The organism is Paenibacillus sp. FSL P2-0136, from assembly GCF_037975325.1.
Taxonomy (GTDB): Bacteria; Bacillota; Bacilli; order Paenibacillales; family Paenibacillaceae; genus Paenibacillus_AQ; species Paenibacillus_AQ silagei.
Genome location: NZ_CP150244.1, coordinates 1 through 25,528, shown reverse-complemented (window position 1 = coordinate 25,528; position 25,528 = coordinate 1). Strand labels below are relative to the sequence as shown.

23 protein-coding genes and 1 pseudogene are annotated in these 25,528 nt (G+C 52.8%); 9 read left to right on the top strand and 15 right to left on the bottom strand.

The annotated features are described in order from the left end of the window. Nucleotides 1-72: 72 nt before the first annotated feature. A complete protein-coding gene (locus tag NYE26_RS00120; RefSeq protein WP_339253079.1) occupies nt 73-2,616 on the bottom strand; it encodes a hypothetical protein in 2,544 nt (847 codons plus the stop codon). 23 nt (nt 2,617-2,639) lie between these two features. After that, the gene (locus tag NYE26_RS00115; protein WP_339253077.1) at nt 2,640-4,670 is read right to left on the bottom strand and encodes an S-layer homology domain-containing protein; all 2,031 of its coding nucleotides are present in this window, start codon (nt 4,668-4,670) and stop codon (nt 2,640-2,642) included. A gap of 617 nt (nt 4,671-5,287) precedes the next feature. Here NYE26_RS00115 and NYE26_RS00110 point away from each other — a divergent pair. The 3 genes from NYE26_RS00110 (at nt 5,288) to NYE26_RS00100 (ending at nt 8,534) form a co-directional block, all read left to right on the top strand. Then, nucleotides 5,288-6,583 carry an extracellular solute-binding protein gene (locus NYE26_RS00110; protein ID WP_339253075.1) on the top strand — a complete coding sequence of 432 codons (1,296 nt, stop codon included), beginning with the start codon at nt 5,288-5,290 and terminating at the stop codon, nt 6,581-6,583. Nucleotides 6,584-6,666: 83 nt separating this feature from the next. Further along, nucleotides 6,667-7,551, top strand: a complete 885-nt coding sequence (locus NYE26_RS00105; RefSeq protein WP_339253073.1) for a sugar ABC transporter permease — start codon at nt 6,667-6,669, stop codon at nt 7,549-7,551. 41 nt (nt 7,552-7,592) lie between these two features. Then, complete coding sequence (locus NYE26_RS00100; protein ID WP_081751059.1) at nt 7,593-8,534, top strand: carbohydrate ABC transporter permease; 942 nt, start codon at nt 7,593-7,595, stop codon at nt 8,532-8,534. A gap of 126 nt (nt 8,535-8,660) precedes the next feature. Here the strand turns inward: NYE26_RS00100 and NYE26_RS00095 are convergent, their stop codons facing one another. From NYE26_RS00095 to NYE26_RS00085, 3 genes are all read right to left on the bottom strand, one after another. After that, nucleotides 8,661-9,245, bottom strand: coding sequence for a 50S ribosomal protein L25 (locus NYE26_RS00095; RefSeq protein ID WP_339253070.1), 585 nt, complete (start codon nt 9,243-9,245; stop codon nt 8,661-8,663). Nucleotides 9,246-9,329: 84 nt separating this feature from the next. Continuing rightward, nucleotides 9,330-10,277 carry a DUF1861 family protein gene (locus NYE26_RS00090; RefSeq protein ID WP_036723585.1) on the bottom strand — a complete coding sequence of 316 codons (948 nt, stop codon included), beginning with the start codon at nt 10,275-10,277 and terminating at the stop codon, nt 9,330-9,332. Next, nucleotides 10,243-10,539, bottom strand: coding sequence for a helix-turn-helix transcriptional regulator (locus NYE26_RS00085; RefSeq protein ID WP_339253067.1), 297 nt, complete (start codon nt 10,537-10,539; stop codon nt 10,243-10,245). The genes NYE26_RS00090 and NYE26_RS00085 overlap by 35 nt, the downstream gene beginning before the upstream one ends. A 201-nt stretch (nt 10,540-10,740) precedes the next feature. On the opposite strand from NYE26_RS00085, the gene NYE26_RS00080 reads away from it, so the two are divergent. The 3 genes from NYE26_RS00080 to NYE26_RS00070 are packed head-to-tail and all read left to right on the top strand — an operon-like array spanning nt 10,741 to nt 14,103. After that, on the top strand, nt 10,741-11,922 hold the full coding sequence (locus tag NYE26_RS00080) for a glycosyltransferase family 4 protein (RefSeq protein WP_036723587.1): 1,182 nt from the start codon (nt 10,741-10,743) through the stop codon (nt 11,920-11,922). After that, complete coding sequence (locus NYE26_RS00075; protein WP_051477883.1) at nt 11,922-13,028, top strand: glycosyl transferase; 1,107 nt, start codon at nt 11,922-11,924, stop codon at nt 13,026-13,028. The genes NYE26_RS00080 and NYE26_RS00075 overlap by 1 nt, the downstream gene beginning before the upstream one ends. Continuing rightward, nucleotides 13,021-14,103, top strand: a complete 1,083-nt coding sequence (locus NYE26_RS00070; protein ID WP_339253063.1) for a mannose-1-phosphate guanylyltransferase — start codon at nt 13,021-13,023, stop codon at nt 14,101-14,103. Before NYE26_RS00075 ends, NYE26_RS00070 begins: the two co-directional genes overlap by 8 nt. Nucleotides 14,104-14,917: 814 nt before the next feature. Here NYE26_RS00070 and NYE26_RS00065 read toward each other — a convergent pair. The 9 genes from NYE26_RS00065 to NYE26_RS00025 all read right to left on the bottom strand — a co-directional run bounded on the left by NYE26_RS00065 (nt 14,918) and on the right by NYE26_RS00025 (nt 23,573). Continuing rightward, a complete protein-coding gene (locus tag NYE26_RS00065; protein WP_036723590.1) occupies nt 14,918-15,154 on the bottom strand; it encodes a hypothetical protein in 237 nt (78 codons plus the stop codon). Nucleotides 15,155-15,249: 95 nt separating this feature from the next. Continuing rightward, the gene (locus NYE26_RS00060) at nt 15,250-16,026 is read right to left on the bottom strand and encodes an ABC transporter permease (protein ID WP_339253060.1); all 777 of its coding nucleotides are present in this window, start codon (nt 16,024-16,026) and stop codon (nt 15,250-15,252) included. 18 nt (nt 16,027-16,044) lie between these two features. Further along, the gene (locus NYE26_RS00055; protein WP_339253058.1) at nt 16,045-16,833 is read right to left on the bottom strand and encodes an ABC transporter ATP-binding protein; all 789 of its coding nucleotides are present in this window, start codon (nt 16,831-16,833) and stop codon (nt 16,045-16,047) included. A 22-nt stretch (nt 16,834-16,855) separates the two neighbouring features. Beyond that, nucleotides 16,856-17,884: an ABC transporter substrate-binding protein gene (locus NYE26_RS00050; protein ID WP_339253056.1), complete on the bottom strand. Its 1,029-nt coding sequence runs from the start codon at nt 17,882-17,884 to the stop codon at nt 16,856-16,858. Nucleotides 17,885-17,931: 47 nt separating this feature from the next. After that, entirely contained in the window at nt 17,932-19,386 is a 1,455-nt protein-coding gene (locus NYE26_RS00045) for an aryl-sulfate sulfotransferase (RefSeq protein WP_339253054.1), read from the bottom strand. Nucleotides 19,387-19,428: 42 nt separating this feature from the next. Further along, the gene (locus NYE26_RS00040) at nt 19,429-19,971 is read right to left on the bottom strand and encodes a MarR family transcriptional regulator (protein ID WP_209876242.1); all 543 of its coding nucleotides are present in this window, start codon (nt 19,969-19,971) and stop codon (nt 19,429-19,431) included. Between the two features lie 209 nt (nt 19,972-20,180). Beyond that, nucleotides 20,181-21,302, bottom strand: a complete 1,122-nt coding sequence (locus NYE26_RS00035; protein WP_339253050.1) for a hypothetical protein — start codon at nt 21,300-21,302, stop codon at nt 20,181-20,183. A gap of 103 nt (nt 21,303-21,405) precedes the next feature. Beyond that, nucleotides 21,406-22,884 carry a HAMP domain-containing sensor histidine kinase gene (locus NYE26_RS00030; protein WP_339253048.1) on the bottom strand — a complete coding sequence of 493 codons (1,479 nt, stop codon included), beginning with the start codon at nt 22,882-22,884 and terminating at the stop codon, nt 21,406-21,408. Further along, nucleotides 22,881-23,573: a response regulator transcription factor gene (locus NYE26_RS00025; RefSeq protein ID WP_036723597.1), complete on the bottom strand. Its 693-nt coding sequence runs from the start codon at nt 23,571-23,573 to the stop codon at nt 22,881-22,883. Before NYE26_RS00025 ends, NYE26_RS00030 begins: the two co-directional genes overlap by 4 nt. 238 nt (nt 23,574-23,811) lie before the next feature. Between NYE26_RS00025 and NYE26_RS00020 the strand changes: the two genes are divergently transcribed. From NYE26_RS00020 to NYE26_RS00010, 3 genes and pseudogenes are all read left to right on the top strand, one after another. Beyond that, nucleotides 23,812-24,222: a hypothetical protein gene (locus NYE26_RS00020; protein WP_339253046.1), complete on the top strand. Its 411-nt coding sequence runs from the start codon at nt 23,812-23,814 to the stop codon at nt 24,220-24,222. 206 nt (nt 24,223-24,428) lie between these two features. Next, nucleotides 24,429-24,872, top strand: coding sequence for an SMI1/KNR4 family protein (locus NYE26_RS00015; protein WP_339253044.1), 444 nt, complete (start codon nt 24,429-24,431; stop codon nt 24,870-24,872). Between the two features lie 18 nt (nt 24,873-24,890). Further along, nucleotides 24,891-25,007, top strand: a pseudogene (locus tag NYE26_RS00010) (flavin reductase family protein); the annotation flags it as partial. On the opposite strand, the gene NYE26_RS00005 reads toward NYE26_RS00010, so the two are convergent. Beyond that, nucleotides 25,004-25,528, bottom strand: a complete 525-nt coding sequence (locus NYE26_RS00005; RefSeq protein WP_339253042.1) for a helix-turn-helix domain-containing protein — start codon at nt 25,526-25,528, stop codon at nt 25,004-25,006. The pseudogene NYE26_RS00010 and the gene NYE26_RS00005 sit on opposite strands and share 4 nt — an antisense overlap.

The following is a 25,528-nucleotide window of genomic DNA, read 5'->3' as shown; positions in this document are numbered from 1 at the left end:
AGCGCAGAGAGCATACGGAGCACCCCTGGATGGGGCGCTCCGGCTCCGTTACCTTCAGTTCAGTAAGCCCTGTTACTCCTTGATGATCTCAAAATAGCGCCCCAGCCAGTAGGGCAGTGTGAATACCGAACCCGCCTCAATGCTGCCTGAATGGTAGTTATACCCCGGATTGGCCCCGGTAGTCTGGCTGTCATTTTCAAACGGATTCGAGTTATGCTTAATGATGCGGCGCTCATCCGGAGCCAGTGCGTAGTTCGTCTGTTTATAATCATCGCGGTCACCCGGTTCAATATACAGCACATCCTGACGGTCCCACTGCACCGGGAATTCAATCTGGAATTCAGGGAAACGGTACAGGAAGCGGACCGCCGACTGCAGATCGACATCAGTTTTGTCCGGATGCGCAAGCTGGTAGAGGAAGGTGTAAAACGGATTCTCCTCCCGCACCTCATTGGAGTACCATTGATCATAGGCTGCTACAATCTGCGCATGTCTGCCTGCATCCTGCTCAAGCGTAACAAGTATGAATACCGGGAACCAGCCCAGCTCTTCATCCGAGTAATTGATATATTGGGTCCAGTCATTATGAAGCGTCGCATTGGTGTTCGTGCCATCGCCTGCATTATCCATAGTTACCGGCTGGTTGTCGTTCTCGCTGTAAGCATTGGTAGCCTGACGCACCAGTCTGCGCTCAATATAGTCCTGTGCCATGGCCATATAGCCTTTACCGTTGATATACGGCTCTTCCTTACTGTAGCTGCCTGCAAAAGCCTGCTCATACGCCAGCTCATACTTGGCCGAATCAGCCGGATAGCTCGCTGCGACAATATAGCTTGCTGATTTCAGCGCAGCCATGACCTGCAGTGCGTTAAGCGGGCCGTCTTCGTAACCGTAGGACAGCGCATCATCCCCTTTTTCGTCAACGCCGATCTTGGACTGCCACTGTACCTGCTGCTCCATAACGCCAAGGCTGTCGTTGAAGTATTTGGCGAACCATCTGGACCACTGTGTTGATTTGCCGGTGGCATCCTCAATATAATAATGGTCGTCCTTCAAAATCAGCTCTGTCATGCGGTGCGTGGTTTCTTCAATGAGGGATTTCAGCTCAAGAAGTTCAGGATCGGTGCTGTCACCAACCAGATATTTATAAGCTGTATAGAACATGGCATAATGGCCATCCACTTCATCTGCAGAAGTATCTGCCTTATACACAATCTGGTTCATGTCGATATGGCCGTCCACAATTGCGCTATCCGGGAACAAATCATTAAAGAATTCCGGAATCTGCTCATAGACGGGAGCTGTCAGCTGAAACAGCGGCTTATTATTGATGCCCGTTGTCTTATCTTCCTTCGCGTCATTGTTGTTAGTGGCGGCCGTAATGACAGGCAGCACCTGATATACTGCGCCGGTTACGGTAGTTCCAACCCGTGTCTTGATATCAATCCCCAGCTTCTGGCCTTCAGGACGCGTCAGGTTCAGCTCGTCAATGGCGGCTTGACTGAGCCCAAGCCCATTGTAATTGAGCACATCCGTACCTCCGCTCGGGAACAGCGTGGAGCCTTTTTTGTTCTCTGCGTCTTTGGTTACCCTCACCATGGAATAGCCGATAGGCTCCACCCCGTCGTTACGCTGCATGCTTGGAATGATTCCATTCGGGTTAGTCATGTCCGGCCCGACAAAGTTCTGGAACCAGAAGCCGTTCTGAGATTGGTAGCCGTACACTGAATTGCCCACTGTAGCCGCACTCGCTTCGCTGGTCAGCATATAGGAGCGTGCCGGAAATCCGTTTCCGCGTCCGGAGACATAATCGAGCAGCAGAACGGCCTTGGTCGCTCTAAGCGCCGCCGCTCTTGCATCAGCAATTTCCGCCTGCTCCCCGGAAGCCGGGCTGGCTCCGTACTGCTCCTGCAGTGCTTTATAGCGGAATATTTCTCCCATTGCATACATCGCTGTCCATAGACCGTCATTGTCACTGGTGGTAGGTGTGGAGGTGAATACTCCGGTCTTAGAGTTGTAATTGACCGCATCCAGCGTGCTGTCCGTCTCCGTAAATGTAAAGCCTGCGCCATGAACCATACCGCGCCGGTCAAGAATCGACTCCACAAGATCCTCATAGATAAACGATTTGTCGTGCAGCGTCTTCTCCGGCATGGCGATATGGGTCACACCGCTTGCCGTCCGGACCCAGATGCCGCCCTTCCCGTCGCTGGCAAGCCCTGTCACATGATCGTCGCCGCCGTACAAATACCTCGGTCCGGCCATATACTGAACGATATCCTTAGTGTCGCTTGCGCCGAAGTCAACCCGCTGCAGGCCGGTCTCCGTTCCAATCCAGTAGACCCCCCCGTCCAGAACTACACTGGTTACATCACCGGTTACCGAGAGCGGCAGGAATTTGAGCGCAGCAGTACCGGTGACCCATTCAAGGGTGCCCGGGATGGAGGCAGATCCGGCTTTGTAATAGGTCATTTCCTTGGTCTGCACAGCCTCCAGCTGAACAGGAGAGTAGCCCGCACCCGGCAGCTTCTCCGCAAGCACGGGCGCTGCCGGCAGTACGAACAGCGTTAAGGCAAGCAGTGCACCCGTGATCTTCACGCCATTTCTTTTCATCATGTACATGATAAGCTCCCCTTTCCTTATTGGTAGATATGCGATACGCCGGTTTGTGTAATAACCAGTACACCCGTACTTTCATCCGGTAAAAGCAGAAGCACCTTGTCATCGTACAATTGCTTGCCTTGTGCGGAATAACTGGTCATTTCATTCGTGACGAGATTGATTTTGGTGACTCCGCTGTCTGTTCCGATCCACAAATAAGTCCGGGTTTTGTCCAATACAGAGGTGTTAATCCCCCGCATCGAAGCGAATATGGAAGGTTTGATATTAAATTCATAATTTACAAAGGTTATTGCATTCACAAGGTTCGGCATGGTCACATCCTTGTTCGCTATCGAAGGCGTGTATGAAGGGTCCTGAAGGAAGGTCAGGTATTGCTTGGCCAATCCTTCCGCTCCTGTGGAGCTGAAGGAGCTTAAGGCTTCGGCATAGGTATACAGCTCCGGACCTTTGGGCTCAGGTGTTGGGGTTGGGGTAGGTTTCGTTGTTGGTGTTGGTGTTGGTGTCGGTGTCGGCGTCGGTTTCGTTGTTGGTGTCGGTATTGGTGTTGGTTTCGTTGTTGGTGTTGGTGTCGGTTTCGTTGTTGGTGTCGGTGTCGGCACTGGTGTCGGGGTTGGCGTTGGTGTTGGTTTCGTTGTTGGTGTCGGAGTTGGCGTTGGACTCCCTGTACCCGGGCTTGAGGTTGGAGCCTGAGTAGGGGCCGGGCTTCCCGTGCCGCCGCTTGAACCGGTTCCTCCCGAATGGCCGGCCGCTGAAGTGATCAGATGTCCTGAAGCATCATAGTCTTGTCCGCCTATCGTTACCTCCGCAGCATTGACTGTCAGCTTGTCCGGCTTGACAGAAAAAGAAACGCCTTCTCCATTGACCACCGCTTCTGCGATTATTCCTTCACCGGTTATAGTTGCTGCGCTGTTCAAGGTCATTTTCTTGACAACCCCGCCTTTATTCAGCTTAATCGCTGAGCCGCCTGCTTTGGACGAGACGTTGAAGCTTCCAATCTGGCCGCCCTCCAGCGTGAAGCTTGCCGGTGCAGCTACATTCAATTCATTAACATCCCCTGATACAGAGACAGCATCGAAAGCCCGCGTAAGCAGGTTAACGGTACTTACCGTCTGATCCGATTCATTGACAATCCGGGCAGCAGAAGTTACATCAATCTTCCCGGCTATCGTCTTCCCCTTCAGCAGAACCCTTACCGGAGAAGCGGGCTTGCTGATTACAATTCTGCCCACATGACTGTCCGTTAAGGTGATGCTGTTCACACCGCCGCCGTTTATGTAAACGGTGCCTCCAATCTTAGCATTGATGAAACTCAGATTACCTTCGCCAACGCCGGGAGTAATATATACATTCCCTGAGAAGTTCAGATCCGATAGCGTGCCTCCAGCTGTGTTAACAATCAGGTTGCTGCCGGAGGTTCCCGAATGATCTCCTCCGTCGGCAACCAAGAGGCCCATGGTGTTATTCATCATCTTCACGGCCTCGGCCCGCGTCAGTGCCTTCTTGGGCTGGAACGCGCCTTGCGGTGTGCCCGCCACATAACCAGCTTCCTTCATAGCATAGACCGCTTCCTTGGACCAGCCGGCAAGTTGAGCATCATCGGTAAACGGAACGAAGGTATTCCCGGAGGCTGCAACATTAAATACTCTGCTGAGAATCAGCGCCGCCTGCTCACGGGTCAGGACCTCCAGTGGATTGATCCTGCCTTCGCCGTTACCAATAAGAGCACCGGCAGCAACCGCTTTACTGATGTCAGAGGCGTACCATGCCGTCTTAGGGACGTCAGTAAAGCTCTGGCCGCTCTCCTCACTGAAATGAAAGATCCGGTTAATCAGGGCGACGAATTCTGTTTTTCTGATTCCTTCATTCGGCAGAACGAGACCTTCCTGATTGCCTTTGAGCAGCCCCATCTCTTTCCACGAGGCTATTTCCTCTGCGGCCCATGCAGGAATCCTCTCCGCTACTTCTGCAGATGCTGCGGGCATGCCCGTAAACGCCACGGATGACACTACGGCGAATACTCCAAGCGTCTGCTTCCATTTGAACTTCATATGCACTCCTCCTCAAGGTTTTGTTAAGCGGTACTTCAGTTGATAACTTCGTACACAACTGCTTCGGAAGCATGTGCTGCATAATCTCCAGGGGTGACATCCTTTTCAGGTTATCTTTTCAAATTGGCAGATTTTTTCATGTCACCTCCATGTCATATCATTAATGTTATTGTAGTAACATTTACCCACATTCTATTTTTAATCATAACAAATTGTCAATACATTTATTAATTAGAGAGATATTCTTCCTCCATTTTCCACAAACTCCCATAGCATCGTAATTTTCCATGTAAAATCAATGTTGTTTGCGCTTACAATAATCCATTGGTCAAAAATACTTACTGCTTACTTTCTGGATAAAATGATTTTTATATGTCTTTTTGCATGAAAAAACAATTGACAGGCTTCTTGCTATCATGAATAATGAAAGCAATATTGTTACTACAAATTTTCATTGCTCAATCAATCACACACAAAAATCAGAAACACCTCACTCAGATGAGTCATATAACATTACATTTAGGAGTGTGAACGCGTAGGGGAGAGTAGGGACTAAGGATAAAGAGCGTAGTCGCGTCAACTTATTTGCCAATACCAATCAAAGGAGCGATTAACAAATGAACAAACGGATGATTGCACTGATCTCAACGATGCTGGTTACCGCCTTAACGGGCTGCTCTTCTGCAGCTTCTAATAACAGCCCGGCCAATAACGGAGGCTCCGGTGCCAAACCGGAAACACTCCGTATTGCTATGGGTTCGCCCGGCGAAGGATTAATCAAGGTCTGGGAAACGATCGGCAAGGAGTTTGAAGCGCAGCATCAGGGGATTAAAGTGGAATTCAGCTATCAGGACGATGACACCTATCAGACGATCGGATTGCCAAATCTGCTAAGCGGCAAGAACGCTCCTGACCTGTACTTTGAATGGGCGGGGCAGCGCCTGCAGACAAGAGTAGCGGACGGTTATGCGGCGGATATTACAGAGCAGCTCCAAAGCTCAGGACTGAAGGATATGTTCGCGGAGGGTACCTTCAATGGTATGGTGATCGACGGCAAGACGTATATGATTCCAACTGCGGGCGATGTGACGAACGTAATCTTTTACAATAAAGCGGTATTCAATGATCTGGGTCTTCAGCCGCCAGCTACCTGGGAGGAATTCCTTAAGTTATGCGAGACCATCAAGCAGGCAGGCATCACCCCGCTCGTGATCGGCAACTCCGATCTGTGGACGGCAGGCAACTGGGTCGCCCATATTATTTCACGGGTTGTGGGCGAAGACGCCTACAGTGAGGCTATGCAGCTGAAGCAGCCGTTCAATTCGCCTGATTTCGTCAAAGCCTACGGTTACGTACGGGAACTCTGGGATAAAGGCTATATTAACGAGAATGTAACTGCCGCAAGCGACAGTGAGGCGGACATGCTGTTCCTGAACGGCAGCGGTGCCATGCACCCGATCGGCAGCTGGCTCGCTCCGACCGCAGTCGAAGAGACGCCGGAACTTGAGCTTGGCTACTTCAATACTCCGGCCATACCGGACGGCAAGGGCAATCAGGAGAGTGTAATCGGCGTGTTGAACGGAATGGTGGTCAATAAAAACTCCAAGCTGATCGACGAGGCCATTGAATTCATGAAGCTCTACAGCTCCCCCGAATCCTCCAAGAAGCTGTCCGATGCCGGAGCTGTTCCGATTACCAAAGACGGGATCGACAAGGAGACCATGCTTCCGCTCTCGCTGGAATTGAACGATCTGATGGAAAATGCTCCAGCGCTTGTGTCGCCGCCCGATACCGGCTATTCCATCGAAGTTGCCAACGCGATCAATATGGCCACCTCTGAAGTTATCGGCGGCGCTAAATCACCTGAAGAGGCTCTGGCTGAGCTGGAGACAACTATCGCCCCTCTAAAGTAACGATGAGTACGTCCATAAGGCGGCTTCATCCGGAAATCGAAGATTACGCATCCCCCCTTATATCTTGAATTGGAGGTGGACCCATGTCCGGCCGAAGCAATAAGTTCTCTCCCTACCTGTTCATATCTCCAGCCCTCCTGCTCTTTGGCTTTGTTGTACTTGTCCCCGTCCTTATGACCTTCGTATTCAGCTTCTACGATTGGAACGGGATCGGCACTATGAAATTCACCGGCTTCGACAACTACATCCGGGCTTTTCAGGACCGTGTCTACATAAACTCCTACGGACACACGCTTATCTATATTGTCGCCACTGTCTTTGTTGAAGTCATTGCCGGACTCGGGCTCGCAGGCTTGATCACGATGGGCCGCAAGGGAAGCGGACTCTTCCGGCTCGCCTTCTTCGTGCCCGTCATGCTGCCGATGATAGTCGTCTCCTACTTATGGAAATTCGTCTATAATTCCGACTTTGGTCTCATCAATATCCTGCTGGAGAAGATCGGCCTGGAGAGCTGGACCCGTGTCTGGCTGGGCAACCCCGATACCGCGCTTTATGCCATCTGCATCGTATCCGGCTGGGTCTACGCAGGCTTCTATATGACCATCTTTTATTCAGGAATCCAGCGCATCTCTAGAGAAGTCTATGAATCGGCCTATCTGGACGGCGCAGGGGAAGGACAGATCTTCTTCAAAATCAAGGTGCCCATGATCCGTAATCTGGTGGAGACAGGCATCATGCTGTGTGTACTTACCGGCTTCCAGTCCTTCGATCTGTTCTATGTAATGACCAACGGCGGACCGTATAATTCAACCGAAATCGTTACGACCTACCTGGTCAAAGTAGTCTTTACCCATATGAGCATCGGCTACGGCTCCGCACTTGCCGTCATCATGACAATTGTGATCGCAGTGATCGGGCTTGTGGCCGGCAGACTGAATAAGAAAGACTCCAGTGTACTGGAGTATTAGAAAGACACGGCTTCGCAGTCCTCTGAAAGAGGCTTCGGGTGATGACTCAGGTACTTTGCGGGGACCCCGATACATGTACATTATACGAAAGTGAGGTGTACCGCTTGACGACCACAGCCCTGGATCTCAAGAAAGACGCTTACAGCGGCGGGGAAGCGGCCAGCCGCAGAGCGTTCTCGCATATTCTGTATTATCTGTTCATGATCTTCATTTCCTGCTTCTATTTCTACCCGATTCTCTGGCTTATTCTCTCCTCCTTCCGTGAGAACCGGGAGATCTTCTCCGCTCCATTCGCACTGCCGGAACAGATCAATCTCCAGAACTGGTCCAAAGCCTGGACCGTCGGCAATATGAGCACCTACGCCGGCAACAGTGTAATTGTAACCTCGGCCACCGTTGCGGGCATTCTGCTCTTCGCGAGCCTCGCAGCCTTCGCCTTCAGCAAGCTCCGCTTCCGCGGCAGCAGCTTCCTGATGCTGATGTTCGTATTCGGACTGTTTATGCCGCTGCAATCCTTTTTCATTGCCCAGAGCTATATTTTTGAGCAGCTGAATTTGAAGGATTCCTATATGGGCTTAATCCTCCCTTACATTGGAACCGGCCTTCCGCTGGCCATATTCCTGCTCAAGGCATACTTGGATTCTATACCGAAAGAGCTGCTGGAGGCTGCCCGGATAGACGGCTGCGGCAACTGGAGAATGTACAGCAGGATTATCCTTCCGCTGCTTATTCCGAACATGGCCACCGTCGGGATCTTCTCAGCGCTGAATGCATGGAATGAGCTGCTGCTGGCCATGCTGTACATCCAGAATGATGCACTGAAGACGATACCGGTTGGTCTGCTGGCCTTCTCCAGCCGGTATATGACCGACTATAAGCTGCTGTTCTCAGCACTCTCGATTATTACGCTCCCAATGATTGTCGTATACCTCTTCTTCCACCGCTATATCGTTGCCGGCCTGACAGAAGGGGCGCTGAAATAACCTCCCCCTGACTTCCTTCCTGTCCCCCACAACAACAAAAAGCCCCTTCGGGCAGACGTAGCGGAATCATGATATATCATGAGCTTCCAAGACGTTCTGCCCGAAGGGCTATGCGTCATACTGTATTTAAGCCGGAGTAACTACTACCGGTTCTTCAACTTCTTCATGTACAGTCTTGATTTGAATCATGACCGTACTTGGATCGGTTAGCACTTCAATGCCATCCTGGAAAATGAGATCCGACACCAGCAATTGGTCGCCGATGGCAAGGCCGCTGATATCCACTTCCATGGAAGTAGGCAGATCGCCCGGCATACAGCGGACTTCTACTTCATAGATTTCCACCTGCAGTACGCCGCCTTCTTTGACGCCAACAGCTTCGCCTGCAAAATGAATGGTCACCTTGCTGTCCATGCTGATGCTCATGTTCACATGCTGGAAATCAATATGCAGCACTTTACCGGACATGGATTGCTTCTGGATGTTCTGAACCACTACCGGAACGGTTGTACCGTCGGTCAATTTCCCTTGCAGGATCGCCCGCGGATTCGTTCTCAGCACTTCCAGCAGTTCCTTCTCGTTCACTTCAAGACTAAGAGTATCTTTACCAATTCCGTACAGTACAGCCGGGATGCGGCCCTGCTTTCTTGCCACATTCAGGTTGGACTTCGTGTCAGACGTACGATTGCTTAGTTGAATAAATTTACTCATTGCTTGGTTCCCGCTCTCTTCGACCATAAATTCTTGTCACCTCAAGTGTAACATGACCATAGAATCTAGTCAAACCTGCGGCAATCAGACTTCATATTCGGCAAAAGGATCAGGGATCTCGATTCTATAGGCTTCCGCATCGCTGACGCCTACAGACAATACCGCCCGGCCGTCCGCTCCGCGTACCAGTCCGCCGCTGAAGATGACATCCTGCAGATCAGGACGTTTGCCCGGACCGATCGGGAAATCGCTTCTGGCTGCGATGATTTTAACCGGGGTAGTCTCCAAAGTGTCCGGATTAAGCGAGAAGACCATAGAGTAGTAATGCTTCTTCCCCAGACGGTCGAAGCAGGCAATATGCCCCAGCACACCTATATGGCCATTGCGCAGCAGATGGGCTTCATTGGCTCCGCCCCACTCTTCCGGCACGAATTGATGCTGCAGAATCTCCGCCTCCAGTAAGGTCTGTTCATGCAGCTCCTCCAGTGAATCAATAATGGTGAAGCCAATTTGTCCTCTGCCGCCCCGCTCTCCCTGCGGTCTGGTCAGTACACCGATTCTGCCATCCTGAAGCTCAATCAGCCGGATATCCTTCATCAGCTCCGGACCGGAGGCGAAGTGATGAAGCGAGTCGATCCGGTATCCCCGGTAAAACTGGGTGACCCAGGAGACTATCTTGGGCGGATTATCCCCAGCCGTAATCACCTCAACTCCGCCGACAATCAATTCTCCCTTAACGCGGGTTACGCAGGGGTCCTGCAGATTATAGGTATGGGTATGCGCACGGGGAACCCATACCCCATCTGCGCCGGATGTAAAAAAGAAGACTTGAGAGAACTCGCTATCCCGTTCCTCAACTCTTCCCAAGATTACTTCCTCCCCGTCATGCAGGAACGGGGCTGTTATATTGTATACATCGCGTCCGCCCACGCCGGAGAAGACCAGCTTCTCCACGTGCACGGTACGGAGATTGGCATAAAAGGTATCCAGCAGTTCATTACAGGTTGCTGTCTTCGCCGGGCTCCTTGTCATTGCCTTCCTCCTCATATTCATTTGCCTTATCTATTGCCCAATCGTTCTCATCCGGTTCCATCCGGATCAATTCCCCAGGCTGAATATTGAAATACGTACACAGCTTCAGCAGCAGATCCCGGGGATACTGCACCATCTCGTCTTTGTACATCCGCCGAACGGAATCGAAATGGTAATTAATGTCCTTCGCTAGCTTGCGAATCGATAATTTCGGGTCATGCTTATCCATAACCTCACTCAATTTACTGCGTATGACTGGCATCCATACACCTCCTACATCACTATATCCGGTGATTTCAAGGGAGTCAATAAATTGACAAGATTAAATGGTCATGTTATAGTTTGGTCAGGAAATAATTTGCAGAAACAAAACTTTATACCACTCATCCCCGGAAAATAAAGTCCTCTTTATTTTCTTTTTTTGTCCCCAAAAGTTCGATAATCAATAGGGAGGCTTTCTATTATGAACCACAGCAACCGCAATAAAAATATTGTTTTCCTGTCCACCAGCCTGCCTAGAGAATGCGGAATTGCTACCTTCACCCAGGATCTGCTGGATGAATTCACGAAGCTTCAGGGCTTCAACAAACCGCGCATCATCGCCATGAATAACAACGGGAACTACCGTTACACGGATCAGGTCATGCGGGAAATCAACCAACATCAGCTATCTGATTATATAGAATCAGCCAGGGACATCAACCAGTCAGATACCGATCTGCTAGTCATTCAGCATGAATTCGGCATCTACGGCGGAGAGAGCGGCGAATATCTGCTGCAGTTCACAGAAGAGCTTCAGATCCCTTACGTGGTTATCTTCCATACTGTCTTAACCAAGCCTACCCCCAAGCAGCATGAGATTATCACCCGGCTCGCCGAAGGAAGCGTCAAGGTGGTGACCATGGCCCAATCCACAGTAGAGGATCTAATCTCTGTCTATCATATTAACGCCGCCAAAATAGCATTCATTCATCACGGCGTTCCTTTTGTCCAGACCTCCACCCGTGCAGAGCTGAAGCTTCAATACAAGTTCGGGGAACGCAAAATCCTCTCGACCTTCGGCTTCCTGAGTCCCGGCAAGGGCATTGAATATGCGATTGAGGCTATGAGCGGCGTAGTGAAGCAGCATCCTGACGCGCTCTATATCATCTGGGGCAAGACGCATCCGGTCGTTAAGCAGGAGACCGGTGAAGTCTACCGGCAAAAGCTGACCGATCTGGTGCATGAATTAGACCTGGTCAATAATGTGCTGTTCGTCGACAAGCTGCTGACCCAGGAAGAGGTCATTGAGTCCCTGGTGATGTCGGATATATATATGACTCCTTATCTGGGCAAGGAACAGGCCGTCAGCGGAACACTCGCTTATGGAGTCGGCTATGGCAGAGTGATTATCTCCACCCCTTACCGCTATGCCGAAGAGATGCTGGCGGGAGGCAGAGGACTGCTGGCAGAATTCCGCGATTCGGCTTCCCTGGAGGCCTGTATTCTGGAGCTGCTGGACAGTCCGGCCAAAGTCCGGGATATGGAACAGCGTACACAGGAACTCGGCAGTACAATGATGTGGAGTGAGGTTGCGAAGACCTATGCCGCCATCTTCCAGGACATTATAGGCCTTGCCACACCGGCTGACCGGAGTGTGATCTGATGCAGGCGCCAGCGGTGTTACAGTTCAAGCCGGACTATATGCGCCGGATTACCGATGATACGGGGATTTTTCAGCATACGAAATTCGGAGTTCCCGACCGTGCCAAAGGCTACACTACCGATGATAATGCGCGGGCTCTAATTGCAGCCGTTCTGATGTACAAAAAAAATCAGGACAACGCCTCCCTCGACCTGATCCATACGTACCTCTCTTTCGTCCACCATGCACAGACTGAAGAAGGCAACTTCCGGAACTTCATGGACTATAACCGTTCCTTCCTGGAAGAACGGGGCTCTGAGGATTGCCAGGGGCGTACCCTCTGGGCGTTGGGCTTCGTACTCTCCTACTCCTCCATATTGCCTGATAATCTGCTGAATACCTGCCGTTATTTAATCAACCAGGCGCTGCCGCATATCGCAGGCCTGCGGTCACCCCGGGCTCTGGCCTATGCCGTGATCGGACTCAGCTATTTACCCGGGACTCCAGGAGCACTTACCTACTCCTTCCCTTATCCGCATATACCAAGTACAGAAGAAGAACGCGCCTTCCTGCCTGAAGCCTTCATCACAGAACTTATTGAATCTGTTGCCGTCCGGCTGAATGACCAATACAATCTCACCAAGGGCGAAGGCTGGAACTGGTATGAAGACAGTCTTACGTATGGTAACTCGATGCTGCCCTGGGCGCTGCTTAAGGCTTACAAGATTTCCGGCAATCCGGCGCTGAGAATCACGGCTAAGGAAAGCCTCGATTTCCTGATCTCCCGGACCTTCGCGCCGGAAGGCTATTACAAGCCCATTGGCAGCCACGGCTGGCTGCTGCGCGGCGGCAGCCCTGCGTTATATGATGAACAGCCCATCGAAGCCTGCGAAATGCTGCTGGCCTGCGAGGAAGCGGCCGTTGTGCTGAAGGACCCGGCTTATCTGCAGCGGGCTGACCTGTGCTACGCCTGGTATACAGGGAATAATTCCTTGCAGATCTCCCTGATTGACCCCCAGTCCGGGGCTTGCTACGACGGCATTCACAGCTCAGGGCTGAACCTCAATCAGGGATCGGAGAGCATTATATCCTTCTCGATTGCCCATCTGGTGACTCATCATGGATAAATACGCAACCATACTTGCAGGCGGTGGCGGCACCCGCTTCTGGCCGTTGTCCAGACAGGAAATCCCCAAGCAGCTGCTGAACATCAGCGGCAACGATATTATGCTGAACGATACGATCGAACGCTTCAAGGGCATCATCCCGCAGGAGAATACCGTTATTGTAACGAACCGCACCCAGGCGGTCCTGCTGGAGAGCATTATGCACAGTAGTGTTCAGAAAAGCAATATTCTGATCGAGCCTGTGGCCCGGAATACTTCAGCAAGCATCCTGTTCGCCGCCTTCTCCATCCAGCAGATGAGTGAAGGGGATTCCCTAATGGTCGTCCTGCCTTCCGATCACTACATTACCGATGAGCCGCAGTTCCGGCTTACGCTGGACGAAGCCTGCACCGTCGCGATGGAGAGTGACGCCATTGTCACGATCGGGATTAAGCCGACCTTCCCCTCCACCGGCTACGGCTACATCGCTTATGACCAGGAGCCGATCGCAGTCAAGCCGGTTGCCGTATACGATGTAGCTGAATTCGTGGAGAAGCCGGATTTCAAGAAGGCACAGGGGTATCTGGCCTCAGGCAATTATCTCTGGAACAGCGGAATCTTCATCTGGAAAACTTCGGTCATTATCGATAACTTCAAGCGTTATTTGCCGCGGCTATATAATACGATGCTGCCGATCAGTGAAGCGCTCGGTACAGAACAGGAGCAGGAGACGATTAACCGGATCTATCCGCTGCTGCAGAATATCTCCATTGACTATGGCATACTTGAACGCTCTGATGAGGTAGTGGTGCTATCCGGCCAGTTCGGCTGGAATGATATCGGCAGCTGGGATGCACTCGGCGCCATCTTCCCGCCTGATGATGAAGGCAACATTATCAAGGCCAATCATGTCGGCATCGACACCCGCAATTCCATTATCTATGGCAACGGGCGTCTGATCACCACCATCGGCGTAGACGGCTTCATCATCGCCGACACGGGGGATGCCCTCATGATCTGCCCTAAGGACAAGGCGCAGTCCGTCAAAGACATTGTGGATCTGCTCAAGGACAAGGGCATGCTGGAATATGTATAGGGGATGACACCCGCAGAATGAAGACTTCTTACTATGATGGAGAGCTTCCTAGTAGATCGTCAGATTTAAAAAGGTGGAACAGATGCAATTCCCCTTCAAAATATCATCTTTTCCAAGCGGGGGTTGTTCTTCAGGGACGTTTGGCTTAGCGTAACGGACTGAGGCGCTCTTATTAAGTAAGAAAGTCGTCACTTGGGCGGGTAACGGACCCCATGGAGCTTATCCCCTGCAATTCAGCTCCGAAACGTCTCGTAGAGAGGCGATAAGGTCGCCTAAGTCCGTTACGCTGCAAAAGGTGGCGTTCTCGTGGGGATAAGGCCTCTCCGGTCCGTTAGATTTTGGGATGGAGTTTCGCAAGCTTATCCACCCTATTAAATCTGATGCTGCGATTGTGTTCCGTTTTTCGTATACATTTGGGCGGATTACCTTGGCGCCAGCACAATGTGTTCTCTTTTTCGCATACATCTGGTCCAATGACTTCACTCTTTAAGTTCTTCATACCTTATCGCTCCTACTCACCCTTTTAAATCTGACACTGTACTAGTAGCACGGTAGGCACAAATGTTGTACGTTATACAATTTTGATTCCTCTATAGCTGTGTTTTTGTTGAATTGTTGTAGAAATTGCAGGATTCGCCCTGCTAAACCGGATGAACAAGTGAAAATACTGCCTTCTTTACAACAATCTTGGATTTGGGCCAATGTAATGAGGAAAATGTTGTATTAAGGGCAGGAATATAACAAAAGGGAGCACTGCTATTACAGCAATGCTCCCTTTGTTATGTTCTTATGGTTATCCTCTACTCGTTCAGCCTCAGGTCCAGGCCCAGAGGAATCCGTCGCGGTCCCAGGCGATCCGGCCGCCATGCAGCTTGCGGAAGGCCTTCTTCACTTCCTTGGATAACGAGGCATTGCCATTCTCATTCACGAATACAAATTCCTCACCGAAATTCGCCTTCACATATTCAATCGCAGCGGTCTGGTATAAAGTTCCTGTGAACTTAATCTCCTTCACCATCCACTCCGCTACTTCCTGTGCGGTTACTTCCATTGGGGGTACTGCTCCTTCCTGTTCATCCTGCTTGCTTGCAGCTTCCCCCATTATACCACGAATGCCGTTGCTTCTAACCGATCCGAGCCATTCCTTTATCTTCTGTGCGCAGCCACGCTGACCACACCGTAGCGGTAGAGCACCTTCCGGCCGAACCAGCCGAAGACCCGGTCTGTGAAGAAGCCCATGAAGCCGAGGCTAATCAGCCCCACGAAGATCCAGTCCGTACGGAAGAACAACCGCGAGTTCCAGATCAGATACCCTACCCCTTCGTTCGAGGCAATCATCTCGGCGCCGATAATCGCCATATAGGAGGTGCCCATCGCCAGACGCACACCGGTGAAAATATAAGGAATCGTCGAAGGCACAATGACATGCAGCAGAATCTGCCACTCACTGGCCCCCATGCTGCGTGCGGAGCGGATCTTATCCTCCTCCACCGACATGACTCCGGTCAGGGTATTCAGCACCACAATGAAGAAGGTGGCGTACATAATCAGCGCGATCTTCGACTGCTCCCCGATGCCGAACCAGACCAGGAAGAGTGTAATGAAGGCAATCGGCGGAATGAAGCGGATGAAATTCAGGAACGGCTCGGCAAACAGGCGTATAGCATTCACTTTGCCGGTGATCAGTCCTGCCGGAATAGCCAGCAGACTGCCGAGCACCCAGCCAATCAGCACACGGTACAAGCTGACCCCGATATATTGCACCAGCGTCCCGTCCTCCACCAGCTCCCGCCCGCCGCGTGCCGTGGCCCACGGCCCGGGAATGACATCGGGACCATACACCCAGGCGCCAAGCTGCCAGAGGAAGAGTACGGCAAGCCACAGCAGGGATATGGATACCCATTTCTTTTCCACCCATCTCATCAGGTGTCACCTCCCGTCCTATTCTTCAAAATGGCTCTGAATCCGGCTGTACAGCGCGTAGAATTCAGGTGAAGCCACATCCCGCGGGAAGGGCAGCGTATTGTCGTAGATGTCTGTGATATTGGAGGAGGGCCCTACCGACATAATGCCGATGCGCTCCCCCAGCAGCAGCGCTTCCTGAATATCATGGGTCACGAAGATCACCGTCTTATGCGTCTCCTGCCAGATCTGCACCAGTTCCTTCTGCATCGTCCGCCGGGTCATGGCATCCAGCGCGCCGAACGGCTCATCCATCAGCAGAATCGCCGGATCATTCGCCAGCACCCGGGCCAGCTGTACCCGCTGCTTCATCCCCCCCGACAGCGCCTTCGGGAATTTGTCCTCATGACCGTCCAGCCCGACAAGCTTGATATACCGGCTAGATAAGCTCTGGCGCTCTGCCTTGGCCACCTTCTTCATCCGCAGTCCGAACTCTACATTCTCCCGCACCGTCAGCCAGGGGAACAGGGACGAATCTGCCTGCTGGAATACCACCGCCCGGTCCCGGCCCGGCTTATCCACCTCAATGTTGTCTACACGCAAATGTCCGCCCGATTTGGAGACGAACCCCGCGATCATATTCAGCAGCGTGGATTTGCCGCAGCCGCTTGGGCCAAGCAGCACGAAGAATTCTCCGCCCTTGATCACCAAATCTACATCCTTAATAATGTAGTGGACATCTCCGGCTGCCGGTTCACTGTAGCTCTTACGCAGCTGCTCAATATGAATAGCATGCTGCCTTGCCGCTGGTTTAGCAGATAAAGACATGGGGCACCTCCTGTGGTTTTATTTATTTCGGATAGGTCACTTTATCCGGCAGCGCCTGCTTCAGCGGCTCCAGCTTAAACTTGCTGCCAAGGTCAAAGTCCTGCGTGATAATCCCTGTATCCACCATATATTTCTTCTGTCCGGCGAGGCTGTCATACGCAGCCTGGGTGAAGCCCACCTTCCACGGATTCGCCGGCAGGTCCTTCAGCGTTGCTTCCTTCGGCTGCTTCACTTCCTTGAACATCAGCTCCGCCACTTCCTCCGGATGCTCCTGCACATACGCCGAAGCTTCATCCACCGCTGCCAGGAAAGCCCCAATGCCTTCAGCATGCTCCTCTACAAAAGCATTCTCGGCTACGATTCCCATCCCCAGCCGCACCGGCGTCTTCGACATATCGGTCAGCTCATGCACGCCCTCAAGCGCAGCCAGCTTATCGGTCAGCGCTGAACCGCTGAACCAGGCGGCATCGACATCCCCCTGCTTCAGGGCAATGAAGGCTTCGTCGAAGGCCCCCTGTCCTGTAAGCTTCACATCGCTGAGCGCGATGCCCTGCTCCTTCAGGTATTCATCCCACAGATACGGCAGGAACGTCCCGCGCAGGAAGCTCAGATTCTTGCCCTTCAAATCAGCGGCAGACTGAATGTCGTCTCTAGCGTACAGCTTCCATACTGCCGCTGCCTGATCCGTGGCCTGACCGGCGGAAGCGATGATCGAATAGTCGCCCTTGGCAACGGCGTTCAGCACCGGAAAATCCGCGCCGAAGGCCACATCCACCTGCTTGATGAACAGCGCATTCACTCCCTCCGCCGGCGTCCCGAAGTTGATGATCTCCGCATCGATGCCGTGGCTTTTGAAAATGCCTTGCTTAAGGGCTACCCGGAAGGTCGGATTCGTGTTGATATCAGCAATCCTGATCTTCAGGGTCTCCGGTGTTCCGCTGCCCTCTCCCGCAGAGGCTGCCGCATCTCCCTTGGAGCTGCAGCCGGAGAGTACCAGTACCAGAAATAAGGATAAGAGCAGAAGGCTTAAGCTGTACCTTGATTTTGTCACAAGAACGCACCTCTTCGTCTATGAATTTCTGAAGCCTGCCTGAGTCTCTACTTGGCCCGCCGGACGCTGCCTTCATCCGTAGTGGCTACACAGGCAGCTCCCTCTGTAAAAGGCAGCGTCGTCGCTACCTGCACGACCGAATCTGATCCCTTCGGCGCGGCTCCCGGCACCCGGAAGCTGGACACATCGAGCGGCTCAATCGCAAGCTCCTGCGGCTTCGTAAGCTGCGGCACCCAGGCATAGGGTACCCGGTAAGAACGGTAGACCATATTCGTATTGCGGCGGTCGGTGTATGGGGAGATATACTCCCAGACCAGCTCATGCGCTGCCGTGACCTCGAACAGCCGTCCATTGGAGCCTTCGGTAATCAGCGTGTTGCCGTTCGCAAGCCGCTGCGCCGAGCTGATATACGGGCTGTAGAACTTATAGGAATCCGTCGGAATGGAGAATCCCGCCTCCGCCGAAGTATACTGCCACTCGATCGCAAGCGTCACCGGGTTAATCTCCAGCACACGCGAGTGATCGCGTAGCGCATTCTTCTGCCCGAAGGGCGATGCCGGATTCGGCAGACCGTAGCCGCCCCAACCGCCGTTATCGAATACAAGCAGATTGCCTTCCCCCGGCAGCCCCTTCGGAATGATGTGGGCGTGATGCTGGCCGATAATCCAGCCGATATGCTTCACTTCGGGCAGGGAATAATCCGGGCCCAAGCGCCAGACAATGGCCCCGCTGCGCTTATCCGTGATCGCGATGATATTCGCCTCACGGGCATCCCAGATAATATTGTCCGGGTGGAAGCGCTCGTCTCCCTGATCATAGAACCGGTTCGGCCCCACATAGGACGCAGAGTTAATATGCAGCCAGTCGCCTACGCCGCCGCCCAGATCGCCGAAGGAGCGGGTGTTGGGGTCGCGGAACAGGACATTGCGCGCCGCCTGGTCGAATCCCAGCTCCGCGAAATGATCGCTGGCCGCCCACTCCCAGAGGACATTACCTTCCCAGTCCACTTCAATAATCGTGTCATCCAGCAGCTCTTTGTCGGAAATCTCGGAGTTATGCAGATTTTTATGCGCCAGGATGAGCGTTGTCCCGCTGTTAACCGAAGGTTCAAGCCCGGGAGCATAGTATCCGGCAGGATTGCCTTCCCGCTGGTAATCATGGTGCTGGCGGGCATACCAGAGCGGCTCGGCCCCAGGGTCCTCGATCAGCTCATAGCTGTTGTATCTCCAGACCACATTGCCTTCCCAATCCACCTGCACCAGATCGACATTATCCTGAATGCCGAATTTGGGATCTCTTCTGCCGGTGCTGCCCAGGACATAGCCACCGGGAAGGATTTTGGCCGGAAAACCGATTAGCCCTTGCCATAGATGTACCTCCTTGCCGCTCATGTCGATCAGCACTACGCCCTCATCGCCCGCCTGAAATACCGTGTAGCCGCTCCATGCCTTGGCCGGGTTATATATGGTTGCCCCTGTTGGAAATATTGTGGAATGTCCCATGCTCATCTCTCCTCATCATTAGGTTAGTATCCTCTTCATTCCTCAGTAGCTGAGATAATTGCTCTTCGTAACTGCTCGCGGCTTCTGTTCAGGCTCTGCGGGAACGGGATTGGCAGCATTCTGCTGGGCCAGCTCCAGCAGCGTCTCCGAGAACCCTTCCAGATTCCCGATCATCCGCTCATAGAAACGGCTCTGCTGCTCCAGCTCTTCCTCCGTAAAGCCCTCGAACAGAAGCGTAATACACCTGGCACCGATGTTGCCGTTACGCTTCACCATCTCCCGGCCACTGGCGGTAATATCCAGCAGCACGGTCCGACGGTCATCCTCCTTACGCCTGCGTACCGTATATCCGCCCGCCTCCAGCTTGTCACTCAGCGCCGTTATGGCGCCTGAGGTGAAATCAAGCTGCTCCGCCAGATCGCCGAGCCGCTGCTCTCCGTCGCGGATGATTTTGTGCAGAATCAGCATTCCCGGCAAGGCCACCCCTTCCACGCTTACCCGGTCGCGTTCCTTGACGAACCTGCGTACCAGCTTACGGAACAGATGATCCGCCTGCTCCAGTTGCTCCCACTGTCTATCCTCCATGCCCTCTCTCTCCTCCACGGGACGCAAATAGGCCCCCGGTCCATTCCCTCTTCGGGAACTGTAACGGGAGCCTTTGGTGGTCCAATCAGCTCAAATCTCAGGTATGATGTTCACAGCGATTATTTCACTGTTCATTTAATTAGCGGTGAAGTATTGCTGTTATCATATACCCCCTTAAACCAACCTGTCAAGTAAGAATTACAAAATTGTTACGACAGGCTGACCACGTAGGTCAGAAACTGATAGATATTATCCTCCAGCACCGTAGCTGTAGCCAGCAGCTTCTTACCGGACGGACTCCAGTGGAGAGGATCAGCCAGATGAAAATCATTCAGCACAGGCGTCTGCTCTCCGGTCTCCACCTCGGTAATGAACAGGTCCTGCTGGTCATCCGTTGAACCGGCCGCCGTGACTGCATAAGCCAGCAGCTTGCCGTCCGGCGACCAGCTGGTGCCGAAGATCTGCTGCCCTGAAGCTAGCTTAGACTGCTCATTGCCTTCGCTGTCACAGAGCTTCAGAGTCATCTCTCCGCGTCCGATACGCTCGACAATCGCCATCTGACTTCCGTCCGGAGAAGGAACCGCCCAGATCACATTCTTTCGCAGCACCTTGGTCTGCTTCGTCGCTATGTCATAGGCGCTAAGCTGGCTGTCTTCACCTGTAACATAGAGAATCCGGCTGCCGGTCTGAACCACCTCATGCACATACGGGATGCCCGTCTTCACGATCGTCTCCTGCTTGCCGGTTAGATCTGCACTTAGAATATTGCCTTCCATATCAGGAAAAATCACATGCGCGTCATCCGCCCACTTTCCTTCCTCCACCCGAAACTCTGCATCGCTTACCTTCACCGGTGCACCCCCGGACAGATCCATAATATAACCGAATCCTGTGGGGTCATACAGCTCCTTGTAGAAAACATGCATCTTGTCCGGAGACAACTGCGGCGCGCCGTAATTCAGCTCTCCCGTCTGAAGCGGTGCTTCCTCACCTGTGGACATGGTATGCAGATAGAGATTCAGCGGATACCGTTCCTGTCCTTCAATAATCTGTGAGGGAAGACTGCGGTTCTCCTTGGTCACTACCATTACATCCTCACCGGCAAAATCCGTCCCCCGCACCCCCTCCACCTTCTGTATGCCCGCAAGCTTCAGCTTTGTATAGACCGGTTCGCTGATATTATCGAGGACTGTAATTTTGCGGCCTGCCTTCTCTACAACCTCACGTGTATCTGTGCTCTCAGTACTACAGGCAGTAACCGTTAGCAGAACAGCTCCGCAGAGCAGAATGCTCCAGATCTTGCCCCTGGCTCTATGGCTCTTATGATTCATTCAGGCTTCCCTCCAGCTCATCGCTCATGTAGCCTCTTCAGCATACCGGACGCTTATTTCCAAACCGCATCGCAAATATCTCCAACTTGTAAACTTTATCCCTTCAGGTCACCAGCGGAAAAGACAGCTCAAACGCCGCCCCTTCGCCTGAGCCTTCCAACAAGGCAATGGTTCCTCCCTGCTTCTCCACCAGATTACGGACCAGCGAGAGACCAAGCCCTGTGCCGCCCGAGGCTCTGGAACGGTCACGATTGACCGTATAGAACGCTTCGAAGATCTTCTCCCGCGACGCCTCCGGAATGCCGATGCCGGAATCCTGCACGGTGATCCATACCCGCTGATCCCTGACCTCACTGTACAGATGAACACTCCCCTGCGGGACATTATATTTGATCGCATTGTCCAGCAGATTGATGAAGATATGCATGAAGCTTTCTCTATCGATCCAGATATGCGCGGGCTGGGCGTCAAGCGTGACTGTGAGGCCGTAGCGCTCCGCCTTGCCTTTCATCCGTCCGCAGATATCGCGCAGCGTACTCTCAACCTCCAGCAGCTCTGCCTGGGATTCAAAATCATACTTCTCCAGCGCCGTTAATTGCAGCACCTTCTCCACCATCTCGTACAGCCGCTCTGTTTCCTTGGCGATACTCAGCTTGGCATCATGCAGCAGCTTGGGGTCATCGTCATACATATTCAGCAGATCAACATACGCCTTAATCGAGGTCAGCGGCGTCTTGAATTCATGGCTGATGTTCCCGATGTACTGCTTCTGCTGCTGCTCCAGCGCCTGAAGCTTCTCCACCGCCAGCTCCAGCTTACGCCGTTCTTCATCCTTGGCGGCAATGCTGTGCTCGATCTCCCGGCTCATGAAGTAGATGCCCTCGGCCAGCTCCCCCAGCTCATCCTTACGCCGCACCGGCGGAGCCGTGATATAGTTGGCACCGCGGATATCCTCCGCCGCCTTCTTCAGCCGCCCGATGGAGGCAGCCGCACGGTTGAAATACAGATACCCGAGGATGAAACTGAACACCAGAACCACGCCGCCTGTCGTCAGGAACAGATTCAGCAGCGTCTGCTGGAAGCTGCGGGCTCCCTCCAGGGAGTATTGCAGCTGCACCACGCCCATCTGGCCCTCCGGCCCCTGCAGCGGGGCCAGGTAGAACAGCTTGTCGCCTTCACTCTGGTAGGCGACCTTGTTATTCAGCGCGTATTTCAGCGCTGTGCTGAGATCCGGCTTGCCCGGACCCGGCCCAGGCCCAGGCCCGCCTTGCGCCGAGGTGCCCGCCTGCTGGCCCTGGCTGTCGTACAGGGTCACCTCCAGGCCGGTGAATCCGGCCAGCTCGGCAGCCAGCGCCTTGCCGCGCTGCTGCATGAAGACCTGCGGCGTAAGGCGCGCACCGGTATAGTATGTCTGCTTTACGCGCAGATTGACCGTGTTGACGTGCTGGGCCAGATTGTGCTCCGTCTGGCTCAGCTCATTGCGCTCCACGCCGCGCAGGACGAAGTAGCTCAGCACGCCGACGGCCAGAATCAGCAGCGCCGCCAGGAACAGGCTGAACTTCAGCTTGATGCTGATTCTCATGAGTAGCTCCCCGCAGGCACTGCCTTATAGCCTACACCGTAGACGGTTTGCAGGATATTCTGGTAGGGCTCGCCCAGCTTTTTGCGCAGCCGCTGGATATGAATATCCACGGTGCGCGTTCCCCCGGCATAGTCCATGTCCCAGACCTGCTCCAGCAGCTCCTCGCGCATATACACCCGCTGCGGGTGCGAGAGCAGCAGATGCAGCAGATCGAATTCCTTCGGGGTCAGCTCCAGCGGCTCCCCGCCAAGCTCGGCGCTGCGCCGGTCCGGGTGAACCTGCAAGAGGCCGTATTCGATCAGCTCACTGCGAACCTCAGCCGTATTCTTCTCCAGCCGGCGCAGCAGCGCCTTCACCCGGGCCAGCAGCTCGCGGATCTCGAAGGGCTTGGTCATATAATCGTCTGCACCCAGCTCCAGACCGACAATTTTATCAACAATATCATTCTTGACAGTCAGCAGGATGATTCCAATATCATCCCTGTCCTCCAGCTTGCGGCAGACATCATAACCGCTCAGCTTCGGCATCATTACATCCAGCACCAGCACATTCGGACGGAAGGTATTCGCCTTGCTCAGCGCTTCCTCCCCGTCACCGGCAGTATCGACCTCATAGCCTTCACGCCGCAGCGCGTAGGCAATCGCACTTACAATGGCCGGTTCGTCATCGACGACCAGTATTTTTTTCATAGACGGTTCATCCTTCCGCTCACGCTTGTTCTGATCTGTTACTGCCCTTCAAGAATAACGCAGATGAAGAAGCCGGAGCAAGGAACCGGCAGAGCCAAGCAAAGTTTAGGTTATCTTTAAGAAGACTTAAGCTTCATTTCAGTATTATTGGGTAAACTGTACTTAGCTGAAGTTCACTAGCCGCCGTAAATGATGAACCTTGACCGATATAACCAACCACGAAAAGAGGATTATACACATGAATATAAAACATATGAATATTAAGCGTGTAATGATTGTAGGAACAATGATCGTAGCTATGTCGTTCGGAGGAACGGCTTGGGGTAAGCCGGCTTTACATACCCTTCCTGTCGCCAAATGGTCCACCTCTGATGTGGCCGATACCGATGAGCTGCTGGATGCCCTGAACCTGAACCCGACCTCTGACGAAGAGCTGTACGACGCCTTATATGAAGGCAAGTCCCTGCGTAACATCGCAGAAGAGCATGGCGGCAACGTGACCCAGGTCATCAACCTGCAGGTCAAGCAGCTGACCCAGCAGCTCGAAGCCAGACTCGCCAGCGGCAGCATCACCCCGCAGCAGTTCAACGCACAGAAGGCCGAGCTCAGGGAGATTGTCGCGCAGAGTGTCGAAACTTCGTTTGGCTGAGTGAATGGGCGCAGCGATAACTAAATAGGGTTGAAAGTATTTAAAAAGCTGCCCCTTTCGCAGACTTACTGCGTATGGGACAGCTTTTTTTATATCCGGCTCATATGCCTTCGCAGCAACACATTCAGATCATTCAAAGAGCACTATTGACCTAAGTCCCGCTCTTGTTATGATTAATAGATACTCTTAGAAGTGGAGGAATAGCTATGAATGATGCGCTAATGGAACGTTTGCAGCTTTTTTTAACCAAAGAGGGGAATCAGAATCTGCTCGGTACACCGGCAACAGAGGAACAAATCGCTGAGGCAGAGAAGCAACTGGGTCTGTCGCTGGATCAGGATTATGTTCAATTCATCCGAAGCTTTGGCGGCGCTTATGCCGGACTATCCGTACACGCCTTCAGCAACGGTTCCTCCATCGGACGGGAGAGTGTGATCGAGTTAACGTTGTCCTTCCGCGAGGATTACAAGGATACCCCTATGAGCGGGCTGCTTGCACGAAGTGTAGTCTTTTCCATGGACGGCTCGGGCAACCCAATCCTGCTTGACCCCAAGGGCCGCGTGCTGCTCATCGACCATGATAACGGGGATTACGAGGTGATCGCAGAATCGTTTGCTGCGCTGATTGAAGAGAATTTTATGGAGTGGTAGCTTCATTCCTTGCACCTAATTATTATGGATGACAATCATTTCGATCCTCTGAAATGGAGTCCACTCCTCTTCAATTTCCGCCATTATTTTGGTCTGGGTCATCAGCTCGGCAAAACCTACCGGATAGAAACCTAACCCTTACGGTTGGTGTCCCATGCTCCCATAGAGCAGAACTCGACCTTAAGGCTGGATGTGCCTGTAATATCTTCGAGAATCGGTACAATCAAAATGGAATAACGGTGATATAACCATTCTGAAGCAAAACGGCTCGGACTGTAGACGCAGTAAGTCTCCCCCAGCTGTTTCCCCTTCGTGCCCTTGAACCAGGTGTTGAAGCTGGGTGGTGAGATGCGGCCTTGGATATGATTCAAGGCTTGCGTCCAGACCTCATCTGGCAGCTCGATGGGAGGGCTTATATTTTTCTCAGAAGCTGAATCGCCGCTAACACTATCCCCTAACAGAAGCTCTTCCACCGACTTCCCGAAGACCTGTCCAAGCTTCAGCAACACCCCGATATCAGGCAGGCAGTCTCCCTGTTCCCACTTAGAAACCGCCTGATGGCTTACGCCAACTAAGCTGGACAGTTCTGTTTGGGTCAGGGATAGCCCCTTCCTTAAGTTCAATATATTCTGCCCGGCTTTGTTATTATCTATCAA